Below are 22498 nucleotides of genomic sequence, written 5' to 3'. Positions count from 1 at the left end.
AATCCCTACAGGGGCATAGTGTGTGTCACGCGACTGCCATGAAACATTTGGTCACGCGCCGACCCGCTTCCAGGGTCGAAGTAGGTAGCAATCGGCTCAAGGGAATTTCCAAGTGATAAAAAAGATCCTGATCGCCAACCGTGGTGAGATTGCCGTACGTATCGTGCGTGCCTGCGCCGAGATGGGCATTCGTTCGGTCGCGGTCTATTCCGATGCCGATCGCCATGCCCTGCATGTAAAGCGTGCAGATGAAGCCCACAGCATCGGTGCCGAGCCATTGGCCGGTTACCTGAACCCGCGCAAGCTGGTGAACCTGGCGGTGGAAACCGGTTGCGACGCGCTGCACCCCGGCTACGGCTTCCTCTCGGAAAACGCCGAGCTGGCAGACATTTGCGCCGAACGTGGGATCAAGTTCATCGGCCCGTCCGCAGAAGTGATTCGCCGCATGGGCGACAAGACCGAAGCCCGCCGCAGCATGATCAAGGCCGGCGTACCGGTGACCCCGGGCACCGAAGGCAACGTTGCCGACATCGCTGAAGCCCTCACCGAAGGCGACCGCATTGGTTACCCGGTGATGCTCAAGGCCACCTCCGGTGGTGGCGGTCGCGGTATCCGTCGCTGCAACAGCCGTGAAGAACTCGAACAAGCCTTCCCCCGGGTAATTTCCGAAGCCACCAAGGCCTTCGGTTCGGCGGAAGTGTTCCTGGAAAAATGCATCGTCAATCCCAAGCACATCGAGGCGCAGATCCTCGGTGACAGCTTCGGCAATGTGGTGCACCTGTTCGAGCGCGATTGCTCGATCCAGCGCCGTAACCAGAAGCTGATCGAGATCGCCCCTAGCCCCCAGCTGACCCCTGAACAGCGTGCCTACATCGGCGACCTGTCGGTGCGCGCGGCCAAGGCCGTGGGCTACGAGAACGCCGGCACCGTGGAGTTCCTGCTCGCCGAGGGCGAGGTGTACTTCATGGAGATGAACACCCGGGTGCAGGTGGAACACACCATCACCGAAGAAATCACCGGCATCGACATCGTGCGTGAACAGATCCGCATTGCGTCGGGCCTGCCGCTGTCGGTCAAGCAGGAAGACATTCAGCACCGGGGTTTTGCGTTGCAGTTCCGCATCAACGCCGAAGACCCGAAGAACAACTTCCTGCCCAGCTTCGGCAAGATCACCCGTTACTACGCACCCGGCGGTCCTGGCGTGCGTACCGACACGGCGATCTACACCGGCTACACCATCCCACCGTTCTACGACTCGATGTGCCTGAAGCTGGTGGTGTGGGCGTTGACCTGGGAAGAAGCCATGGACCGCGGCCTGCGCGCCCTGGACGACATGCGCCTGCAAGGCGTGAAGACCACCGCCGCCTATTACCAGGAAATCCTGCGCAACCCGGAATTCCGCAGCGGCCAGTTCAACACCAGTTTTGTGGAAAGCCACCCTGAGCTGACCAACTACTCGATCAAGCGCAAACCCGAAGAGCTGGCCCTGGCCATCGCCGCCGCCATCGCCGCCCACGCAGGCCTGTGAGGAATATAAGAATGAGCAAGAAGATCTTCGTAACCGACACCATCCTGCGCGACGCCCACCAATCGTTGCTGGCGACCCGCATGCGCACCGACGACATGCTGCCGATCTGCGACAAGCTCGACAAAGTCGGCTACTGGTCCCTGGAAGTCTGGGGCGGCGCGACCTTCGACGCCTGCGTACGCTTCCTGAAAGAAGACCCGTGGGAGCGCCTGCGCAAACTGCGCGCGGCGCTTGCCCAACACGCGCCTGCAAATGCTGCTGCGTGGCCAGAACCTGTTGGGCTACCGCCACTACAGCGACGATGTGGTCAAAGCCTTCGTCGCCAAGGCCGCTGTCAACGGTATCGACGTGTTCCGCATCTTCGACGCGATGAACGACGTGCGTAACCTGCGAGTGGCCATCGAAGCGGTAAAAGCCGCCGGCAAACATGCCCAGGGCACCATCGCCTACACCACCAGCCCGGTGCACACCATCGAGGCGTTCGTGGCCCAGGCCAAGCAAATGGAAGCCATGGGTTGCGACTCGGTGGCGATCAAGGACATGGCCGGCCTGCTGACACCATACGCCACCGGCGAGCTGGTCAAGGCGCTGAAGGCCGAGCAGAGCCTGCCGATCTTCATCCACTCCCACGACACTGCGGGCCTGGCTTCGATGTGCCAGCTCAAGGCCATCGAAAACGGTGCCGACCATATCGACACCGCCATTTCCAGCTTCGCCTGGGGCACCAGCCACCCGGGTACCGAGTCGATGGTCGCGGCCCTCAAAGGCAGCGAATTCGACACCGGCCTCAGCCTGGAACTGCTGCAGGAAATCGGTTTGTACTTCTACGCCGTGCGCAAGAAGTACCATCAGTTCGAAAGCGAATTCACCGCCGTCGACACCCGCGTGCAAGTCAACCAGGTACCGGGCGGGATGATTTCCAACCTGGCCAACCAGCTGAAAGAGCAGGGCGCGCTGAACCGCATGAGCGAAGTGCTGGCCGAAATACCGCGGGTTCGTGAAGACCTTGGCTTCCCGCCGCTGGTCACCCCGACTTCGCAGATCGTTGGTACCCAGGCGTTCTTCAACGTGCTGGCCGGCGAGCGCTACAAGACCATCACCAACGAAGTGAAGCTGTACCTGCAAGGCGGCTACGGCAAGGCGCCGGGCACCGTGAATGAAAAACTGCGGCGCCAGGCCATCGGCAGCGAAGAGGTGATCGACCATCGCCCGGCAGATCTGCTGAAGCCGGAAATGACCAAGTTGCGCGGCGAAATCGGCGCGTTGGCCAAGTCCGAAGAAGACGTACTGACCTACGCGATGTTCCCGGACATCGGGCGCAAATTCCTTGAAGAGCGCGACGCTGGCACCTTGAGCCCTGAAGTGCTGTTGCCGATTCCTGAAGCCGGCGGCGTGGCCCGTGCCGGTGGTGAAGGTGTGCCGACCGAGTTCGTGATCGACGTGCACGGCGAAAGCTATCGCGTGGACATCACCGGGGTGGGCGTCAAGGCCGAAGGCAAGCGCCACTTCTACCTGTCCATCGACGGCATGCCGGAAGAAGTGGTGTTCGAGCCGCTCAACGAGTTTGTCAGCAGTGGCGGCAGCAAGCGCAAGCACGCCACCGCGCCAGGCCATGTCAGCACGGCGATGCCGGGCAACATCGTCGACGTGCTGGTCAAGGAAGGCGACGTGGTGAAGGCCGGCCAGGCTGTGTTGATCACTGAAGCGATGAAGATGGAGACCGAAGTACAGGCGTCGATCGCCGGCAAGGTCACCGCCGTACACGTGGCCAAGGGCGACCGGGTCAACCCGGGTGAAATCCTGATTGAAATCGAAGGCTGATCAACAGCCTTCGAAACTACCGCTTAATCCTCGGGGGGGCATGTGCCCCCTTTTTTTTCGCCCGCAATAATCAGAACGCCAGGGTCCACTGGCCCAGCAAACCCTGGTTACTGCTGTGGGTGCCGACCTCGGCGGTATAGGCCAGGCCCACGGTGTGCCGGGTCGACAGCGCCAGGTCCACTCCGGTGTGCAGCGCCAGGCTGTCGCGGTCCAGGGAGGTGCCTTCGATGGTGAAGTCACTGTTGAAGCCCGGCCGTTTTACCCACGCGGAGGACTGGCGCACGGTGCTGCTCACGTCACCGTAGAGGTGCTTCCAGCCTGTGCTCAGGTGCGGCTTGAGGGCCATCTGGTTGTCCAGCGTAAAGGCACTGGCCAGGCGCAAGCCGAAGGTGCTGCTGAGGTTTTCCTGGGTCTGGGCGCCGACATTCAGCGCTGTAAAGCCGCCTTTTTCCTTGTAGCGGTCGCGGTGATAGCGCTGGTAGCCGATCCCCGCATAGGGTTCGACGCTGAAACTGCCCTTGTCCAGTTGATAGCCCAGCTCGGCGAAAGCGTTCTGGCTTTGGGCGTTGTATTTGCCTTTGGACTGCTCGCGGCGCTCAACGAAATCAAAGTCTACGGTGCGTTGGGTTTGGCCGGCATGGCTGCTGTAGATCGCCCCCAGGCGCAGTGCAAGGGGGCCGTCCTGACGCACGGCGTAACCGCCGAGGTGCCAGCTGTCCAGTTCGCCTTTGAAGCGTTTGGCGTTCAGGTCGCTGGCGGACTTGGCGCCCATCACACCCACCCGCCAGGCATCGTCCACTGCCCAGTCGCCGCCCAGCATCAGGCCTTGGGTGTTTTGCTGCAGGCCCACGCTACCGTGCTGTCCTTCAAGCTTGCCAGCGTTGCCAAGGGCCTGGAGCCATACGTGGCCATTGCCTTCGGCATCCGTAAGGTTGCGTTCGTCGCCTGTCCGGCGCATGACTGAAAGCAGGCTGCTGTTGAGCTGTTTCATACTGTCTTGAGTGGCGGCGCCAAGGTTGGCGTTCTGGCTGCCTGCCAGCTGCTCCAGAACTGCACCCACACGGCCCGGTGCCAGCCTGCCAAGTTCCCGGGCGATATTGTCCAGTTCGTACTCCTCCCAGTCATTGAGTTCGCCCGACTTGATGAGGGTATCCACGGCAGAGTCCAGTACGCGGGCAACCTGCTGGCCGTTACGGGTGGTGGCGTGGTCGTTGAAGTAAAAGTCGGGAGTGGGCTTGGGTGGCTTGGGGCGCTGGTGGCCTTGCTGGCCGACCTCTGGCGCCGGGATGAACCACTCGCTGTCTGGATCGATGTCCCCTCGCGCCTGGACGAATTGAGCGTTGGTGGCACCCAGCGCGAAGGTGATGGCGAGTGCGAGTTGTTTCTGAAGGAGTGGCATGCAGGTCCGACCTCTTGATGTATGAGGTCGGGAAATCTAGCGGGGTAAAGGGCGGATAAATGTCAGGCCATCCACCCTTTGCCTGCCAGAGATGTCTCTAGTGGGCCGCGATTAAAAACTCATCTGCCATTGCCCGATCAGCCCGTGATTGCGGCTGTTACTGCCTATTTCGCCGCTGTAGCCCACGCCGAGGGTATGGCGTGCCGACAGGCCTACATCCAGCCCGGCTTCCAGCAACAGGCTGTCGCGGTCCAGGGCGCTGCCTTCGACGTTGAACGCGGTGCCGCCCATCAGGAAGGCCTGGCGGGTGCTGCTGTCCACGTCGCCGTAGGTGTGTTTCCAGCCGGCGCTGACCCGCGGCGTGAGACTGATGCCGTTGTCCAGCTGGCTCAAGTGCGCCAGGCGCAGGCCGAAGGTGCTGCTGAAATTGTCCTGGGTTTGCCCGTCGACATGCAGGGCGGCGGCGCCGCCTTTTTCGTTGTAGCTGTCGCGGTGGTAGCGCTGGTAGCCGAGGTTGGCGAACGGCTCGGCGCTCAGGCGCCCGCTGCCCATGGCATAACCCAGTTCGGCGAAGGCTTGTTGGCTGTTGGCGTCGTAGTCACCTTTGGGCCGATCGTTGAAACCGTCAAAGGCCACCGTACGTTTACTGTCTCCCTGGTGCCCGCTGTACGCAGCACCCAGGCGCAAGGCCAGCGGTCCGCTCTGGCGCATGGCGTAGACGCCGGCGTGCCAGCTGTCGACGCTGCCGTCGACGCCGGTGGTGTCCAGGTCGGTCTTCGAATAACCGCCCAGCACGCCCACGCGCCAGTCCGAATCGAGCGCCCAATCGGCCCCCAGCACGCTGCCTTTGGTGCGCTGGGTCAGGCCATTGCTGCCGTGGTCGCCGTCGAGCTTGCCGTAGCTGCCGATACCTTGCAGCCACAGGCGGCCCCGGGCATTGGGGTCGTTGAGGTTACGGGCTTCGGCGGGTACGCCGGTGGCGGCCAGTACGGGTGTGTCTTTTTGATCAAGGCCCACCAGCAGTCCGGCACCGCCGCCCAGTTGGTGCATGGCGTTCAACATGCTGTTGCCGACCTGGGCGCTGGCGCCGAGGGTGGCACTGGTCAGGTTGGCGGTGCTGCTGCCCGCCAATTGCTCGATGGCGGCACCGGCGCTGCTGTTGGTGGTGTTGAGCAAGGCGTTGTACAACGCGTTGTTCTTGCCCAGGCTCGCCAGGGCGTTGGCGGCGCGGGTGCCGTTGCCGGTGTTGGCGAACTGATTGAACGCCACGTCATTGCGGGAATAGGTCAGGCCGACCTGGGTAGGGCTGTAATCCAGTGTGGGGGTGAGGAAGGCATAGTCGCTGGTGACCTTGCCGAACGTGCCATTGATGCTGCCGGCCTGCAGTACCGTGTAGTGGCTCTGCCACGGGTAGGTGCCGGTGCCGGGATTGACCGCCAGGGTCGCGCCATTCAGGTACGCGGTGCCGCCGACCTGGACCGGTGCGCTGCTGCCGTCGGCATTCACGCCATAGGCCAGGGTCGAGCCGCTGGTCATCGTCAGGTCGCGGGTGATGCTGGCGGTGCCGAGGGTGGTGTTGGTCTGCAAGGTGCCTTTGACCAACAGGCTGCCGACACTGCCGCCACCGGCATAGATACCGCCTTCATCGACGGTCAGGTTGCCAGCGATCCCACCCTGGTTGATCAGCTTGGCGCCGCTGAAAATCTCGCCGCCGTCGCTGAAGTCGCCGCTGCCGGTGAGGGTCCAGGTGCCTTGCTTCACGTCCAGCCATTCGAAGTTGCGGCTGTCGCCAAAACTGCCGCCGGCGACGTCGTCCATGATCACGCGGTCATATCCGGTGCCGCCATCCACCACGCCGACAAAGCGGCTGCCGCCGAGCAGGGTCAGCGTGTCATCGCCGCCGCCCAAATCCAGGGCCAGGCCGTTGCTGCCGCTGATCAAGCCGGCGTTGACCACCGTGTCGGCAAACTCGCCGACGAACTTCACGCCGAAGCCGTTCAGGCCCTGAATGGTGCCATGGTTGATCAGGGTGGTTGCAGCGAGTCCCGGGCCGTCGCTGCCGTCGTCCACCAGCACCGCGTTGTTGGCACCGCTTACCAATGCACCCACGCCGTTGAACACGTAGCCACCGCCGAGGGCGATGCCTTCGCTGCCGTTGGCAAAGCCGTTCTTGTCGACACCGCCGGCGCCGACGCCCTGGATGATGCCGTAGTTTTCAATGTGGGCGATCTTGTCGATGTCCACGCCGTCACCATCGCCGTCCGGCTGCAGTCCGGAAAATGCGCCGGTAATAGTGCCGTGGTTGATCACCGTGCCATCGCCGTCGGAACCAAAGCCCGAGCCGTTGCGGCCGATTACCGTGCCGTAGTTGGTCAGCGTGGCGCCCAGGTCGGTGGTGATGCCGTGGCGGCCGCCGGAGATGAGGCCGTAGTTGGTGACGGTCACGCCAGTAGCGGAGTCGATGTCGACGCCGTCGAATTTGTCATCGCGCGAGTGGGTGTCGCCGGTGGAAATCTCGCCGTAGTTGGTGATCGTAGCGTTGCCGCCGGTCTTCATGCCGTCGCTGGCGTCACCGCGAATCAGCCCGCCCTGGCGGTTGATGATAGTGGTGGTGACGTTGGAGCTGCGGATCGCATCCAGGTCCAGCCCTTGGCCGGTGGCAGAGCGAATGGTGCCGCTGTTGTCGATCAGCAGGCTGCCGCTGGCGAAGTTGCTGTCGATGCGCAGCGCGTCGTTGGCGCCCTGGATCACACCGCCGGCGCGGTTGTAGATGCTGTAGTTGCGCGTACCGGTGAGGCTGCCGCTGCTGTCGATGGCCCGGCCACCCGTGGAGGTAATGCTGCCGGAGTTGTCGATCACCACGCCATTACCGGTGGTGCCGTCCTTCAAGGTCACCGCGACTTTGGAGGTGGTGATACTGCCCGGTGCCGAGATCGTCAGCGAGTCGCTACCGCCCAGGGTTTGCCCGGTGGTGGTGGGCGTGTCGATCTGCAGCGTCTTGGTTGGCGCGGGCGCCGCATCGGCAAAACCGCTGCTGACCAGCAGGCCGAGAGTGAGCGCAAGGCGCTGGGGCGAAGGGGGCATGGCGGGCGACCTTGTTTTTGGAAAAGAGTCGACCTGTATAGCGGAGGTTTTTTACAGAATGATGGCGAGGAGGTGACGGGGATTGAAATGAGCCTGACGGTTGAAGAACGAACCCGGTTGATCGAAAGCATTCAGGATGCATTGGCCGAGGGAACGCTGGAAATAGCCGAGGCGGTACGCCGGCTGCGAACGGAAGTCACTGGGCTGCATCAGAGCCAGTTTGCCAAGATGTGCAAAATCTCCGTACGCACGCTGGTGCATATCGAACATGGCGAGGGCAATCAGACGCTGAAGTCGTTGAACGCAGTGTTCAGGCCGTTTGGGTTGAAGATGGGAGTGGTGAAGGTTCGCAGAAGCTTGTAGGAAAAGGCGATGGCGTGGTGTTTGATCGTGAGCAAGTATTTCAAGGTATAGATGCTCGCCTATTCGCCTCGGCTGAGCACAAGGCCCGGATACGCTGAAGATACAATGTGGGAGCCGGGCTTGCCCGCGATGACGGTGGGTCAGTTGATACATTTGTGACTGATACGCCGCTTTCGCGAGCAAGCCCGCTCCCACATTTGTCAGGGGGTGGCAGGGTGGCTTAGGTACGGCATTCCACCAGCGTTTTCAACTGTCCCGAACCGGTCTGGTTGGCATCTGACAGCCACCGCTCAAACCCCGCCCCAATCGCCGGCCATTCCCCATCCAGGATCGAGTACCACGCCGTATCCCGGTTGCGGCCCTTGACCACGGTGTGCTGGCGAAACACCCCTTCAAAACTGAAACCCAACCGCTCGGCGGCGTTTTTGGAGCGGGCGTTGGCGTTGTTGCACTTCCACTCCAGGCGACGATTGCCCAGCTCAAACGAGTGCCTGGCCAGCAGGTACACCGCCTCGGTGCTTTTCGGTGAACGTTGCATCGGGGCGCCGAAGGTCACGTGGCCGATTTCGATGCGGCCTTGCTCGGGCACGATGGACATCAGGCTGAGGATGCCTTGCACCTTGCCGCTGGCCTTGTCGATCACGCTGAAGAAGTACGGGTCGCTGTGGGACGCGTGGTTGTTCAGCCAGGCGTCGAAGGCGGCGCGCTCGGGGAACGGGCCGTAAGGCAAATAATCCCACAGCTTCGGATCCGCGCCGGGGCCTTGCAGGGCATTGAACAGGTCATCGCCGTGGCGGGCCGGGTCGAGTTTTTCCAGGCGCACGAAGCGCCCTTCGATAAGGGTGACGGTGGGCGCCGGGACACCTTTCCAGTCGGCCAATGATGTCGTCATGCTGTGCTTCTCCTTAAAGACCTTTGCGAAACTGGATAAAACCGGGGCGTTCGGCGATGCGTTCGTACAGCTGGATGGCGGTGGCGTTGGTCTCGTGGGTCAGCCAGTGGACCTTGCAGCAACCGTCGGCCTTGGCGGTGGCGTAGACGAATTCGATCAGCTTGCGGCCGACGCCGGTGCCGCGCTGGGCCGGATCTACCAGCAAATCCTGCAGGTAGCAGGAGTTCTCGATGCTCCAGTTGGAACGGTGGTAGATGAAATTGACCATGCCTACGGCCTTGCCGTCCTGCCAGGCCAGGGCCGAGTGGGTCGGCTCATTGGCGTCGATCAAGCGTTGCCAGGTGTTCTGGCTGACGGCGTCGGGCAGCTCGGTGTTGTAGAAGCGCAGGTAGGCTTGCCACAGGGGCAACCAAGCGGCGTGGTCGGCGGCGCTGACCTGGCGGATTTCGATCTGGCTCATGATGGCTCCTTGGGAATAAAGCGGGCGAGGGTCTGGTCGCGTACGTCGGTGCTGGCAGCCAGGCCGTCGCGAACACCGGCGATGTCCGCCGGGCTGCGGTTCTGGCTGAGTTTGCGTTTGCCTTCCAGGCGTTGGATCGGCAGGGCAAAGCCGACGATGGCCTTGAGCATGCCGTCGATGTAGTCGGCCGGGGCGTCGCTGACTTTCCAGGGTTGGGCGCGATTGCCTTCATGGCGGTCGGTGAGGGCGCTGACCAGTTCGAGCAGGCGCTCGGCGTCGGTGAACACTTCGCCGGTGCCGTAGGCGTGTACCGCGATGTAATTCCAGGTCGGCACCACTTTGCCGTGTTCGGCCTTGGCCGGGTAGAACGACGGGCTGACGTAGGCCTCGGCCCCGGCAAAAATCACCAGGGCCTCGCCGCCATTTTGCAGGTCCTGCCATTGGCGATTGGCCTTGGCCATGTGCCCGTAAAGGGTGCCGTTGGGCCCTTCATCCGGGTTGAGCAGCAGCGGCAAATGGCTGGCTTGCAGGCCTTGTTCGCCCAAGGTCACCAGTTGCGCCAGGCGCGTGTGCTGGATCAGTTGCTGGATTTCAGGCAAGTCATCGAGGGCAAAGGCGCGTGGTGTGTACATGAAGATTTTCCTTGGCGAATGCCTGCATCCTAGGCAGGCTATTGGTTCGTTGTAAGAGCCATCTACAGTCAATTTTATAGGTCCAATTCCATGCCTGCGCTAGAACCACCGCTCTCGTTCAACCCGGCGGGTATCGAGTTGGACCGCCGCCAGGGACTCACCCGCCAGCTCTATCAGGCGCTGCGCCAGCGAGTACTGGATGGCCGGTTGGTCAGTGGCACCCGGCTCCCCGCCAGCCGTGACCTGGCGGCGGCGCTATCGATCTCGCGCAACAGTGTGGTTCGCGCCTACGACCAACTGTACGCCGAAGGATTTATTGAGGGCCGCGTGGGTGATGGCACCTATGTGGCGCAATTGCCGCAGACACCGACGGCCGCAAAAAAACTATCCACAAAAGTGTCCACAGGGTTATCAACAGGCTTATCCCCAGGTTTATCCACAAAACGGCCAGATTTACCTGTGTTTTCGTCCAGTCAAGTTATCCACAGCGGTGCGCTGGCGCGGGTGGAAAACAATCATTTGGCGCTTCCGCCCAGTGGTCCGCCGAGGGCTTTCAGGGTGGGCGTACCGGCTTTCGATCTGTTCCCGTTTGACGTGTGGGCCAAGCTGAATGCGGCTTTCTGGCGCAAGCCGGACTTGCAGCAGTTGTGTTACGGCGACCCGGCGGGCGACGCGCGCCTGCGTGGATTGATTGCGGCCTATTTACGCAGTTCTCGCGGCATGCAGTGCACGGCTGAGCAAATAGTGATCACCAGTGGCGCGCAGCAGGCAATCAGCCTTTGTGCACAGCTGCTGGTGGAGCCCGGCGATGAGGTTGCCATCGAGAATCCGGGGTATCGGGCAGCAGGCCATGCGTTCGCGGTGGCGGGTGGCCAATTGCATGGCGTTACGGTGGACAGCGAGGGCATCGACTGCGCTGCCTTGAACCGCCTCGGCGGTTGCCGCCTGGCCTACGTCACCCCGTCCCATCAATACCCCACCGGCGTGGTGATGAGCCTGGCCCGGCGCCTGGAACTGCTGGCCTGGGCCGAGCGTACGGGCGGCTGGATCGTCGAGGATGACTACGACGGTGAGTACCGCTACAGCGGCGCGCCCCTGGCGCCACTGGCGGCCCTCGATCGCACGGGGCGGGTGCTGTATGTCGGGACTTTCGGCAAGGTGGCCTTTCCGGCGCTGCGCCTGGGCTACCTGGTGTTGCCGGTCGGCCTGGTCCAGGCCTTTGCCCGGCGCCGCGCGGTGGACGTGCGCCACTCGGAAGTCAGCACCCAGGCGGTGATGGCGGAGTTCATGGCGACCGGGCATTTCCAGCGCCATGTACGCCGCATGCGCCGCGCCGCGCAGAGCCGGCTCAATGCGCTATTGGCCGAATGGCCCGCCGACATTGAAGGCGTTGGCCGCCTGCCGTCGGTGGCGGCCGGGCTGCACCTGACCGTGCGGGTCGACAGCCTGGCGCGGGAACAGGCGCTGATCCAACAGGCGGCGGCGGTGGGTGTGGAGGTCAATGGCTTGAGCAGCTATTGGCTGCCGGAGTCACTCACGCCGCAGGATCAGCGTGCCGGATTGGTGTTGGGGTTTGCTGCCGTGCCCGAGGCGCAGATCAGCCAGGCGTTGAAGCGCTTGGGCCAGGTTTGGCACGCGCCGGTTGCGCACTGAGGCGCAACCGGCGGCAACCGATCAGGTGCCGGACTTGATCTTGGTCCAGGCGCGGGTCCTGGCTCGTTCGGCGTCACGTCCCAGGGGCTTGAGGGTATACAGCGTGGCCATGGCCGCCTCGGTCGGGTACAGGTTGGGGTTGTTGCGAATCGCCGGATCCACCAACCCGGTGGCGTCCTTGTTGGGGTTGGGGTAACCGACAAAATCGCTGATCGGCGCGATCACGCCCGGTTGCAGCAGGTAGTTGATAAAGGCGTAGGCGTCTTCCGGGTCCTTGGCGCCTTTGGGGATCGCGAGCATGTCGAACCAGATCGGAGCGCCTTCTTTGGGTAGCCGCATGTCCACGGTCACACCGTTCTTGGCTTCCTTGGCGCGGTTGGCGGCCTGGGAGAAGCTGCCGGAATAGCCGACCGCCACGCAGATGTCGCCGTTGGCAATGTCGGCCATGTACTTGGACGAGTGGAAATAGGTGATGTACGGGCGGATCTTCATCAGCAATGCTTCGGCTTTGACATAGTCCGCCGGGTTGCTGCTGTTGGGGTCCAGGCCCAGGTGTTGCAGGGCCAGGGGCAGGATTTCCGACGGCGAATCCAGCAGCGCCACGCCGCATTGCTTGAGCTTGCTGATGTTCTCGACGTTAAAGATCAGGTCCCAGCTGTCCACGGGGGCGTTGGCCCCCAGCGCGGCCTTGACCTTGTCCGGGTTGAAGCCGATCAGGATGGTGCCGTACATGTAGGGCACGGCGAATTTATTGCCGGGATCGTTGGCCTCGATCAGCTTCATCAACTTGGGATCAAGGTGGTTCCAGTTGGGCAGTTTGCTGCGGTCCAGCGGCTGGAACACCGAGGCTTCGATCTGCTTGGCCAGGAACACGTTGGACGGCACCACCACGTCATAGCCGGAGTTGCCGGTCAGCAGCTTGGCCTCGAGGGCTTCGTTGGTGTCGAAGATGTCGTAGACCAGCTTGACGCTGGGGTTCTGCGCCTTGAAATCTTCCAGGGCCTTGGGCGTGATGTAGTCGAACCAGTTGTAGACCCGCAGGGTTCTTTCTTCGGCGTGCGCGGCCCCGCTCAGCACGGCGGCGCAGAGGACGAGATGCTTGAGCATATTCATTGGGCGAATCCCTCAAAACCTTCGAGAACGTTGACGGCATTGATGCCGATTTCTTCCACGGCGTAGCCGCCTTCCATCACAAACAGCGTCGGTTTGCCGAGGCGGGCGATTCGCGCGCCCATCGCCAGGTAGTCGGGGCTGTCGAGCTTGAACTGGGAGATCGGGTCGTCCTTGAAGGTGTCGACGCCCAGCGAGACCACGATGATGTCGGCGCCGTAGCGCTCGATATCCCCGCAGGCCTGCTCCAGCGCGGCGCTCCAGCGGTCCCAGCCAGAACCTGCGGGCAACGGATAGTTGAAGTTGAAACCCTCACCGGCGCCTTCGCCCAACTCGTCGGCGTAGCCCAGGAAGAACGGAAATTCCGCCTCCGGATGGCCGTGGATCGAGGTGAACAGCACATCGTCGCGCTCGTAGAAAATCGACTGGGTACCGTTGCCGTGGTGGTAGTCCACGTCGAGGATGGCCACCTTTGTGTGGCCTTGGTCGAGAAACGCCTGGGCTGCGATCGCCGCGTTGTTGAGGTAGCAATATCCGCCCATCAAGTCGCTGGCGGCATGGTGCCCGGGCGGACGGCACAGGGCGAAGGCACTGCGGGCGCCTTGCTGGATCGCCTGTTGCGCGGTGAGTGCTACTTGCGCCGCGCTGTAGGCCGCTTGCCAGGTGCCGGCGGTGATCGGCGCGCCGCCGTCGAAGCTGTAATAGCCGAGCTGGCCGTGCAGGCTGGTGGGGATGACCCGGCGCAAGGTGCGTGCGGGCCAGGTGTAGGGCAGCAAGTCTCCGTCCTGGCCAAATGCCGTCCAGCGTTGCCAGGCGCCTTTGAAGAAGTCCAGGTACGCGGGGCTGTGAATACGTTGCAGCGGCGCCAGGCCAAAATCCTCAGGCGCTTGCACCGGGCCCAGTTCGCGGTCCTTGACCCGTTGCAACACATGGTCGGCGCGCGAGGGCATTTCAAAACAGGGCATCAGTTGCCCGTCCATCAACTCGCACCGGCCATGGTGCAGGTGGTGATCGTCCGAGTAGATCGTCAGCATATTGTTGTTCTCCGCAGGCTGAATCGGTGAGTCCAGTCTTGCGGCGGGTGGGATTAATGAGAATGGCAGGAGCGGCCAAAAGGGGACCGATATGGCCAAATTATCTGTCCGCAATTCGCCCCTCAATGGCGCAGCCATGCCCTTGAATGGATCAAGGCCGGAACTGGCTGGGCGCGACGCCGCTCCAGCGTACAAATGCATGGCGGAAACTGGCGGTCTCGCTGAAACCCAACTGCTCGGCAATCCGATGGATCGGCAGCGCGCCTTCCCCCAGCAATTGCTTGGCCCGCTCGAAGCGTAGCTCGTCGAGCAGTTCCTGGTAGCTGGACCCCAGGTTCTGCAAGTGCCGGCGCAAGGTGCGGGCTGAACAGTTCATTTGCTGCGCCAGGCCATCCAGCCCGGGAGCGGCGTGCAGTTGCGTCGCGAGTAACTGACGGATACGCCCCAGCCAGGCTTCGCGCCCGGTAAATTCGGTGTTCTGTTTACGGCAGCGTTCGGCCATGGCCTGGTGCGTCACGGCGTCCGCCAAGGGTAATGGTTGTTCGAGCCAGCGTGGGTCAAACGCGAATGCATTGGTTGTGGCCTGGAACTGTAAGGGGCAGTCGAAACGCTCGGTGTAACGCCTCTGGTAAGCCGGCGCATCGTGTTCAAAGCGTGCGCCCAGCAGAGGAAGTGGGTGGCCGAGCAAGTCGTCACAGATGACTTTCAACGACACCAGACACAGCTCGACGTTAAACAGGGTCAGCGCGGCGCTCTCGCGGTAATCGCTGGCGGTGAACCAGATACGCTCACCGTCCTGCACCAGGCTCAGTTCAAAGAGTGTTCCCAGCAGCGCCGGATAACGCAGGGCCAGGCGCAAAGCGTCACCGAAGGTGGCACTGGTCAGTAACGCATAGCCCAACATGCCGTAGGACGAAACATGCATGCGCTGGCCCAATTCCAGGCCGATGTCGCACTGTAAGGCCACGGCATTTGCACACACGCGCATCTCTTGGTGAGTGGTGATGCGCGTGTCGGTGCGGCTCAAGTCCGCGGCGCAAATGCCGCTGCCGGCGAGCAGCGCGGTACTCGGCAGGCCTTTGGCGCGGAACGTGCTCAACACCAGCGACACGGCGTTGAGGGTGGTGAGGTGCGAATGCAGCATGGGCGGCTCCAACCGTGGTGGACAGGAGCCGAGCAAGTTGTGTGCCGCCGGTTTCAGCCGGCGTCGAAGAACACTCGCCGGGCTTGCTCCAGGCCAAATTCACTGCGGTAGAAGTCCGTCAATTGCTGCTCGTTCAAGCCTCCGGTGCTGTCGGCTGCCGAGCCGCGGCGCGCCTCCTCGGGAGTTTTCAGGCGGGCCGAGATAAATGCCTTGGGCGGCGTCCAACTGGTGGAGTAGTGGAGGTGCGCGTACCAGAGCACCTTGCCGCTGGATTGCTCGCTGATGGTGTATTCGTCGAGATAATCCGGTTGAGCCGCCTTCAGGCGACGGCGGGTGATGGTTTTGCGTACCGTGATTTCGTTGTGGGTTTTTAGCCATTCAACCCCGTCGATAGTCGGTGGGCGTTGCTTGGTCGTTTGTATCCGGTGATTCTTCGCCTGTAGGTAAAGGCTTTGGGCTGCGTTGTTGAGCTGGCTCGAGAGGCTGGCGGCCGAGTTTGAATCGCTGTCAGTGACGTTGGCGTTTGTCAGTGCCCTCTCCAGGTCTTGCTCGGCCTGCTCCAGCAGCATGGCGTGCTGATGAAACATCTGCTCGATGCCGACGACGGTCCGGTCGGGTTTTTTTACTTGCTCCGCAGCGCGCCGGTTGAACGCCGGCAGTTCCAGGAGCAGGGTCTCGCCGGCATGCAGGCTGGTTTCAAGGTCGGGCGCTGGCGCTGGCACACTGGCCTTGACGTGCTGGACCCAGATCCCCGGTTGCTTCTCATGGAAGGTGGCCAGGACGTTATGGGTCAGGGGAGAGCGAATATCCACCATGTTTGTTTCCAGCCCGGCTTCGGTCAGTCGCGGTTCACCGATGAGCACGCCGTTGAAGCGGGTGCTGATGAACTTCTTCAGCGGGCGTGGCGGAGTCGGCGGGGGGGTGGGACGGGTCCTGATGAGGTCGCGCTCGGCATGCAGCAGCGCCAGGCTGTTCAGCGTCCGTTGCAAATAGCTGCGGATTTGTGCGCGTAATTGGCCTAATGGTTCGCCAAGGGCGTGCTCGGAAAAGTCAGCGGAAAAGTCCTGCAACCGTTCATCGATCACCTTGAACTGGTCGATCAGGCTGCCGAGGCTGTCGATGCGCTCATCGAGCCGTGATTCGCTGCGTTCGTGCAGGGTGTCGCGCAGGGTTTGCACCGCCAGGTCGGCGGCGTCGACGATCCGGTCGAGAGTGCTCCAGGCCTGGGGATGGGTTTGCAGGCTGGTTTCAGACAGGCACAGGTTGCGAGCCATCGTTACCTGCAATGCCTTGAGATCATCGCTGCTGTAGGAGGGCAGCAGGTGCCGGGTGCTCTGGATCAGGCGCAACCCATCCCGGGCCAGGGCCTTCAGTTCAGTGAAGCGTGACTGGGCGTAGTCCAGGCGAGTCAGCATGTCCTGGCTCAACTCGGTCATTTGCCGCGCGTCTTCAATATGGCGCTCCTGAGGGGCCGTCGCTTGGCGTTCGATCTGGTCGAGTACGGTCCGAAGCTTGGGGGTGAAGCGTGTCTGGACTTCTGCAATGCCGGCCTGGGTGAGGTCCAGCTGTGCTTTAAGGTAGCTCAGGGCCTTGGGTTGATAATTGCTCATGGGCGCAAACAGATTCAGGGTCTTCAGCTGTTGCAGGGCGGTTTCATAGTCGTTGCGCTGGCTTACGAGTTTGTCCAGGTAGAGTTGGCGCGCGGCTTGCGCCGAGGTGCCCGGCGCGTCACTCAGGGCTTGGCGGGCCTGCTGCAGTTCGAGCTGGGCTCGCTGTTTGTCGTTTTCGAACTGCTCCAGGCGCGCGCGTACCTCGGCGGCCTTGCGGGTGGCCTCCTTCTGAGCTTTGTTTTTCACGACCTTGGGCCCGCCACCGCGCAGGCGCAGGCGGGTATCGACGAACCATTCACCCTTGAGGTTGTGTAGCAGCAGCGGGCCGGTGCGGGTGGGTAGGCTGGGGTCGACAATCACCACCGCGTCGTCTTCACCTACCTGTACTTCGAACCAACGCTCACCCACCGGTGCGTGCCATTTTTCACCCAGAGGGTAGAGGTATTGGTGGGGCCCCACTGGCGTGACAACGTTGCCCAGGCCGGAGGGCCTGGGGAGTTTGAAGCGTTCCAGCACGGTTGCCAGGGTCTCGGGTTTGCGGGCCACGGCGCCTAGGGAATATACCGATTGCGGCAACTCTGGCGGCAATTCGTGGGGAAGGATGGTCGGGCCTTGCTGGATGATTGGCGCCGTGGGCGTTGAGGTGGGCGGCGCAGGTTTTTTTTCCGCCTGGTAGCCGGGCAGTCGACGACTGGCCGGCTGATTGCGGCTGGCCAAGTGTAAGGTAATGGCCATTGCCAGGTTCAGCAGTACGTCAGTGAGGGCTGCCCACTCCTGCTGTGAATGGTTGCGTCGGCGTGCCTCGGCGGCTTGCTGCAACTGATCGAGAATTTGCCAGATCCAGGCGGCAACCCCCACACCGCGCCCGAGAAAGGGCAGTGCAGCATTGAAGATCAGCCACCCGGCTTGCTTGAACGTGGCCCAGCGGTTCTCACGATTGGACACCGACTGGCGGTCCGCCAACTCCACCACGGCGTTGGCGTTGGCCTTGAAAAGGTGGGCCGCCAGATCATCGTTGATGGCCTCGCCGCCAAGGCGCATAGGGCCGCACATGACCCAGAGTTTGCTGGGTTCGACGATAAACCGCATGATGGCCCAGGGCGAAGGCAGCGCGCCGGGAAACACATAGTTGCTGTAGTCGCTGCGCACCGCGTCGGGCAGCCAGGCCAGTACCGAGTCACGCAGGTCGGCGTCCTCTTGCAGGGCATACAGCACGTTGGCGGGCGACGGATATTGGGTCAGCGGTTGGTCGAACAATGGGCGATACAACAGGCAAGGCCCGGCGGAAGGGTCCTGGGGACCGATCAAGAACATATTGGCCACCTCATCGGCCGCACCGCCCGCACGTCGCAGGGGGACGAAGGCCAGGGGGCGCAACACGATGGTTTGCCCATCTACCTGACGGTTGCCGGCCTGTGACTCCAGCACTGCCACGATGTAGCGGTAGCCACGCTCATCGATGCCGGCCTGCTGACGAATCTTGTATTGCAGGGCCAGCAGCGGCAGCTGAATGCGCAGGTGCTGGCCGTACAGTTGCTGTCGGCGCAGCGATTCCTGTGGGTCGTCCAGTAGTTTGGCCTTAACCAGTGCCGGATATTGGCGACCGATGTCGGCTTGCTGGACCAGCGTCTCCACATAGCTCACGGTCAGCCAGGCGGGCAGCGCCCGGGCATTGCGCAGGCGCAGGCTCTTGTCTCCCAGGGGCAGCGCGATCAGGTTTTGCAGCGCCAGGTCGACCAGGTTAAAGGTGGTCATTTCGATTTTGCCGGGCACGGGGAATGTGCCCCATACCACCTGGCTGGTGACGCGTATTTCGATATCGTCCAGATGCAGTGTGGCGGCTTCGGCGTGGTCGGCGACCATCAAATCCTTGAGGGTTTTGAGGGTGTACTCGCGGATGGGCGCAATCCCGTCCTGGTAACCCTTGCCGGCGTTAAGGCTGTGCAAGGCCGCCAGGTCCTTGAGGTGACGGGAATAGAGGCTCAGGTCGCTGCTGGATGCCGTGTTCAGCCAGGCGGGCATAGCGTCCTGATACTGGCTCAGGTCGGGCCCCTGGTCCGCGACGAAGCTGGCGATCGCCGGCGGTGAGCCGAGGGCGGCCGGGTTGGCATCCTTGTGCTTGAGCGCGGAGAAATCAATGGCACCGATGGCGTTGATCTGGAGGGTGATCAGCGAGCAGGCTTGCTGGTCAAAAAAATCGCCTTCGGGTTCCAGCAAGCGCCAGTGCAGGCCCGTGTAAGACAGGCCGGGGTTCAGGTGCCCGGGCAGGGAGGCGCCGAGCTGCTGCAAGGACGTGAACTTTTCATAACCGTTGAGCAGCGAGTGCACCAGGATCACCGTGCGCGATTCATGGGTGCCCACCAGCACGGCGATGGGCATCAGGCTCAGTGGGGTGACGGTTTCACCCTCTATCAGGCTGATGTCGATCAGGTAGGCCTTGCCGTTAAGCAGAGGCTTGGCCTGCCGGCTCTTCAGGTCGGGTGCGTTATAGAGCTGGCGCGCCATGGCGCAATCCACCGCGCTCCACCCGGTTACCCCTTGGACATTCCACAGCGTTCGCAGGTGGTTGGACAGGGTATGCCATTGCGGGCCGTCCTTGTTGGCGCTGTTCCAGAAAGCGATTTGCTGTTCCTGATAGGCGCTGAGCATGACTGGCGCCAGCACATTAATAACCTGGGCGATTTCGGCGATACGCACCGGCAGGTGAATGGGCGTCGTGGTGAGCGGCTGCTGGGTCAGGAAGTGTTCGCCTTCAATGTACAGGCGAGGCACTTCAAGCACCGCCTGCCGGGCGAGAATGCCGGTGAGCGTCTGATACTGCGGCGTGGTGGCCTGGATCTGGTCGTCCATCAGCACCCAGCCTGGGGTGCAGACCATGGCGATGTCCGGGTCGATATCCAACGCGGGGTACAAACGACGTAGTTCCGGGCGCAGCAACGCGGCTGCGACCTCCAGGAACGAAGGGCCCAGGCACAGTTGTGCGAGCAGGGCTTGGGTGGCGGTGTTGGCGTTGGGCTGTGCGGCGGGTGAACTCATGGGGAGGCCTGGCGTGCATGGAAACAGGCCCCATGCTAGGGAGCGGCACGCCAGGGAGAGCGGTGGATATGTAGGTCAGCCCAGCTCGCCACACAGGTCGAGTTCTACCAGGCGACGCACTTCTGCCACGGGCAGGCCGGCACCCAACAGCGCATTGAGCTTGCCGAACGCGGCTTCACGGGTCATCCCGCCACCCGACAACACGCCCACGCTACGCAAGCGGCTACCGGCTTCGTACACATCCAGCTCCACACCGCCTTCATGGCATTGGGTGATTGCCACCACGACCACGCCGTTATCCTGCGCGCGCTGGAGACCGGCGAGGAACTGCGGGTTGTCGCTCGGCCCGGTGCCGCTGCCGAAGCATTCCAGCACCAGCGCCTGGATGCCGCTGTCGATCAACGCGTCCAATTGCGCGGCGGCGATGCCCGGCACCAGTGGCAGCACACCCACATTGGCCAGCGCCTTGGGCTGGCGGTAATGCAGCGCCGCCGGAATCATGTCCGCCTTGGCGACGCCGCCGTTACGCTGCAATGCGGCAAACGGATGGCGACCAAAACTGCGGATCTTCGCGCAGCGGGTCGGGGCCATCAGTGCACCGTGGAAGTACAGTTGCACGCCCGGCGCCAGGCCAGCGCCCAGGGCTGCCAGCGCGCCGCTGACGTTTTCCCAGGCATCGCTGTCGGGCACACCGGCCGGCAGCATCGAGCCGGTAAACAGCACCGGCGCGGGCAGGCCCAGCAGTTGGAAACTCATGGCCGCAGCGCTGTAGGCCAGGGTGTCGGTGCCGTGCAGCACCAGTACGGCGTCGCAACCCTCGTCCACCGCCTCGATCACGGCGACGCGCAGGCGCTGCCAATAGGCGGGGGTCATGTTCGCACTGTCGATCAGCGGGGCCATTTCCCGAAAGCGCCAGGCTGGCATATTCAGTTGGGCGAGGGCTGCGCTCATGCGCGCTTCAAACCCCGAAGCGGGGGCCAGGCCGTTGGCGCTGGCCTGCATGCCGATGGTGCCGCCGGTGTAGAGCACCATGACGTTGTTGGCTGGTTGCATTGAAGAATCTCCTGAACGAAAAACGCCGCCGGGCCCAGAGCATGCCCAAGGCCGGGCGGCGTGTCATCTATCTAGGTTTAGCGTTGCGCTTGAGCGTTCAGTTCTGCGGTCGCTTGAGCGGCTGGCTCAGGCTTCACCGGATTTGCCGGCCAGGCCTTGCGGTCCAGGTCCAGGTCCGGGAACTTGCTGGAATCAAACACCGGGGTCTTGATGCCCGCAGCACGCTGGCCGTCGTAGTCATTCAGGATGCGCATGGCGATCTTGAACAGGAACGCCAGGGCGAACAGGTTGACGAACGCCAGCATGGTCATGGTGATGTCGGCGAAGGCAAACACGGTGCTCAGGTTCTCGATGGAACCCCAGAAAATCAGCACCAGCACCAGCGCGCGGTAGCCCATCAGCACCTTGCGGTTGTCGCCCACGATGAAGCGCAGGTTGCTCTCGCCGAGGTAGTAGTTGTACATGATCGAGGTGAACACGAACAACGCCAGGGCCACCGAGATGAACATCCGGCCCCAGTCACCCACCACCGCCGCCAGGGAGTTCTGGGTCAGGGCAATGCCGTCGCCTTCAAAGCCCGGGGTGTAGAAGCCCGAGAGCAGGATCAGCAGCGCGGTGCAGGTGCAGATGACGAAGGTGTCGAGGAACACGCTGAACGCCTGAACCACGCCTTGGGCGATCGGGTGTTCAACCGAGGCGACTGCCGCCACGTTAGGCGCACTGCCCAGGCCGGCTTCGTTGGCGAACACGCCGCGTTTCACACCCATGATGATCGCGCTGCCCACCAGGCCACCGAAGGCCTGGTCGAGGCCGAAAGCGCTCTTGACGATGGTCGCGAGCATGGCCGGCACGTGGTCGAATTGCAGCACGATCACGTACAGGGTCACCGCGATGTAGACCAGGGTCTTGACCGGCACCAGCAGGTCGGCGATCGAGGCGATACGCTTGATCCCGCCGATGAACACCAGGCCCAGCAACACCGCCAGGGCCAGGCCGGTGTAGGTGGTGTCGAGGCCAAATGCGTTGTTCAGCGAGTGGGTGACGGCGTGGGCTTGCAGGCCATTGAAGGCGAAGCCGAAAGTCACCAGCAGCAGGAACGCCATCACCATGCCCAGCCAGCGTTTGTGCAGGCCGTGCTGGATGTAATACGCCGGGCCACCACGGTAGGTGCCTTCAGCGTCGGTGCGTTTGTACAGTTGGCCGAGGGAGCACTCGATAAAGCTCGAAGACATGCCCACCAGTGCGGTGACCCACATCCAGAATACGGCGCCCGGGCCACCCAGGGTCACGGCAATGCCGACGCCTGCGATGTTGCCGGCACCCACGCGCCCGGCGAGGCTGAGCATCAGCGCCTGGAACGAACTGAGCTGGCCGGCGCTGCTTTTCAGGCTGTCGCGAAACACCGAAAACATGTGGAAAAAGTGACGCAACTGAACGAAACGCGAGCGGATCGTGAAGTAACCACCGAGCCCGACAATGAGCACGATCAATACTTTCCCTGAGAGGAAGTCGTTGATGACTTCTAGCATGGAGTGTTCCTCGCTGATTTTTCTAATGGCAAACGCAGGACGGTCCGACGCATCGCTCGGCACCAGGCAGTGCACGACGCTTCGACCCCAATCCTTTTGCGGGTGTTGTTATTCATGCGGTTTCGCGCTTCCCAGGGTCTCGTTACCGAC

At 62.6% G+C, this 22498-nt stretch carries 14 protein-coding genes and 1 pseudogene; 4 read left to right on the top strand and 11 right to left on the bottom strand.

Annotation, left to right across the window (positions count from 1 at the left end):
• Positions 1–112: 112 nt before the first annotated feature.
• Both QF039_RS29070 and oadA read left to right on the top strand, forming a co-directional pair.
• On the top strand, positions 113–1528 hold the full coding sequence (locus QF039_RS29070; RefSeq protein ID WP_003213442.1) for an acetyl-CoA carboxylase biotin carboxylase subunit: 1416 nt from the start codon (positions 113–115) through the stop codon (positions 1526–1528).
• Between the two features lie 11 nt (positions 1529–1539).
• Positions 1540–3349, top strand: a pseudogene (oadA, locus tag QF039_RS29065) (sodium-extruding oxaloacetate decarboxylase subunit alpha).
• A gap of 70 nt (positions 3350–3419) precedes the next feature.
• Here the strand turns inward: oadA and QF039_RS29060 are convergent.
• A complete protein-coding gene (locus QF039_RS29060) occupies positions 3420–4748 on the bottom strand; it encodes an autotransporter domain-containing protein (protein ID WP_307521964.1) in 1329 nt (442 codons plus the stop codon).
• Positions 4749–4859: 111 nt separating this feature from the next.
• Positions 4860–7832: an autotransporter domain-containing protein gene (locus QF039_RS29055; protein WP_307521961.1), complete on the bottom strand. Its 2973-nt coding sequence runs from the start codon at positions 7830–7832 to the stop codon at positions 4860–4862.
• A gap of 87 nt (positions 7833–7919) precedes the next feature.
• Here QF039_RS29055 and QF039_RS29050 point away from each other — a divergent pair, with 87 nt between their 5' ends.
• Entirely contained in the window at positions 7920–8195 is a 276-nt protein-coding gene (locus QF039_RS29050) for a helix-turn-helix domain-containing protein (RefSeq protein ID WP_087694596.1), read from the top strand.
• A 220-nt stretch (positions 8196–8415) separates the two neighbouring features.
• On the opposite strand, the gene QF039_RS29045 is transcribed toward QF039_RS29050, so the two are convergent.
• The 3 genes from QF039_RS29045 to QF039_RS29035 are packed head-to-tail and all read right to left on the bottom strand — an operon-like array spanning position 8416 to position 10179.
• On the bottom strand, positions 8416–9087 hold the full coding sequence (locus QF039_RS29045; protein ID WP_307521958.1) for a GNAT family N-acetyltransferase: 672 nt from the start codon (positions 9085–9087) through the stop codon (positions 8416–8418).
• Positions 9088–9100: 13 nt separating this feature from the next.
• Entirely contained in the window at positions 9101–9547 is a 447-nt protein-coding gene (locus QF039_RS29040) for a GNAT family N-acetyltransferase (RefSeq protein WP_003213433.1), read from the bottom strand.
• Entirely contained in the window at positions 9544–10179 is a 636-nt protein-coding gene (locus tag QF039_RS29035) for an FMN-binding negative transcriptional regulator (RefSeq protein WP_177020310.1), read from the bottom strand. The genes QF039_RS29040 and QF039_RS29035 overlap by 4 nt, the downstream gene beginning before the upstream one ends.
• Before the next feature lie 90 nt (positions 10180–10269).
• Between QF039_RS29035 and QF039_RS29030 the strand changes: the two genes are divergently transcribed.
• On the top strand, positions 10270–11832 hold the full coding sequence (locus tag QF039_RS29030; RefSeq protein ID WP_307521955.1) for a PLP-dependent aminotransferase family protein: 1563 nt from the start codon (positions 10270–10272) through the stop codon (positions 11830–11832).
• Between the two features lie 21 nt (positions 11833–11853).
• Here QF039_RS29030 and QF039_RS29025 read toward each other — a convergent pair whose 3' ends face one another.
• The 6 genes from QF039_RS29025 to QF039_RS29000 form a co-directional block, all read right to left on the bottom strand.
• Positions 11854–12945, bottom strand: coding sequence for a polyamine ABC transporter substrate-binding protein (locus QF039_RS29025; RefSeq protein WP_093203570.1), 1092 nt, complete (start codon positions 12943–12945; stop codon positions 11854–11856).
• Positions 12942–13976: a histone deacetylase family protein gene (locus tag QF039_RS29020; protein WP_008439485.1), complete on the bottom strand. Its 1035-nt coding sequence runs from the start codon at positions 13974–13976 to the stop codon at positions 12942–12944. The genes QF039_RS29025 and QF039_RS29020 overlap by 4 nt, the downstream gene beginning before the upstream one ends.
• A 151-nt stretch (positions 13977–14127) precedes the next feature.
• Positions 14128–15120: an AraC family transcriptional regulator gene (locus QF039_RS29015; RefSeq protein ID WP_307521951.1), complete on the bottom strand. Its 993-nt coding sequence runs from the start codon at positions 15118–15120 to the stop codon at positions 14128–14130.
• A 53-nt stretch (positions 15121–15173) separates the two neighbouring features.
• Complete coding sequence (locus QF039_RS29010; RefSeq protein ID WP_307521948.1) at positions 15174–19766, bottom strand: hypothetical protein; 4593 nt, start codon at positions 19764–19766, stop codon at positions 15174–15176.
• A 75-nt stretch (positions 19767–19841) separates the two neighbouring features.
• Positions 19842–20819: an asparaginase gene (locus tag QF039_RS29005; RefSeq protein ID WP_307521945.1), complete on the bottom strand. Its 978-nt coding sequence runs from the start codon at positions 20817–20819 to the stop codon at positions 19842–19844.
• A gap of 77 nt (positions 20820–20896) precedes the next feature.
• The gene (locus QF039_RS29000; protein ID WP_003213417.1) at positions 20897–22348 is read right to left on the bottom strand and encodes a sodium:alanine symporter family protein; all 1452 of its coding nucleotides are present in this window, start codon (positions 22346–22348) and stop codon (positions 20897–20899) included.
• Positions 22349–22498: the final 150 nt, after the last annotated feature.

The organism is Pseudomonas sp. W2I6, from assembly GCF_030815935.1.
GTDB lineage: Bacteria > Pseudomonadota > Gammaproteobacteria > Pseudomonadales > Pseudomonadaceae > Aquipseudomonas.
This window is presented reverse-complemented; position numbering and strand designations above follow the sequence as displayed.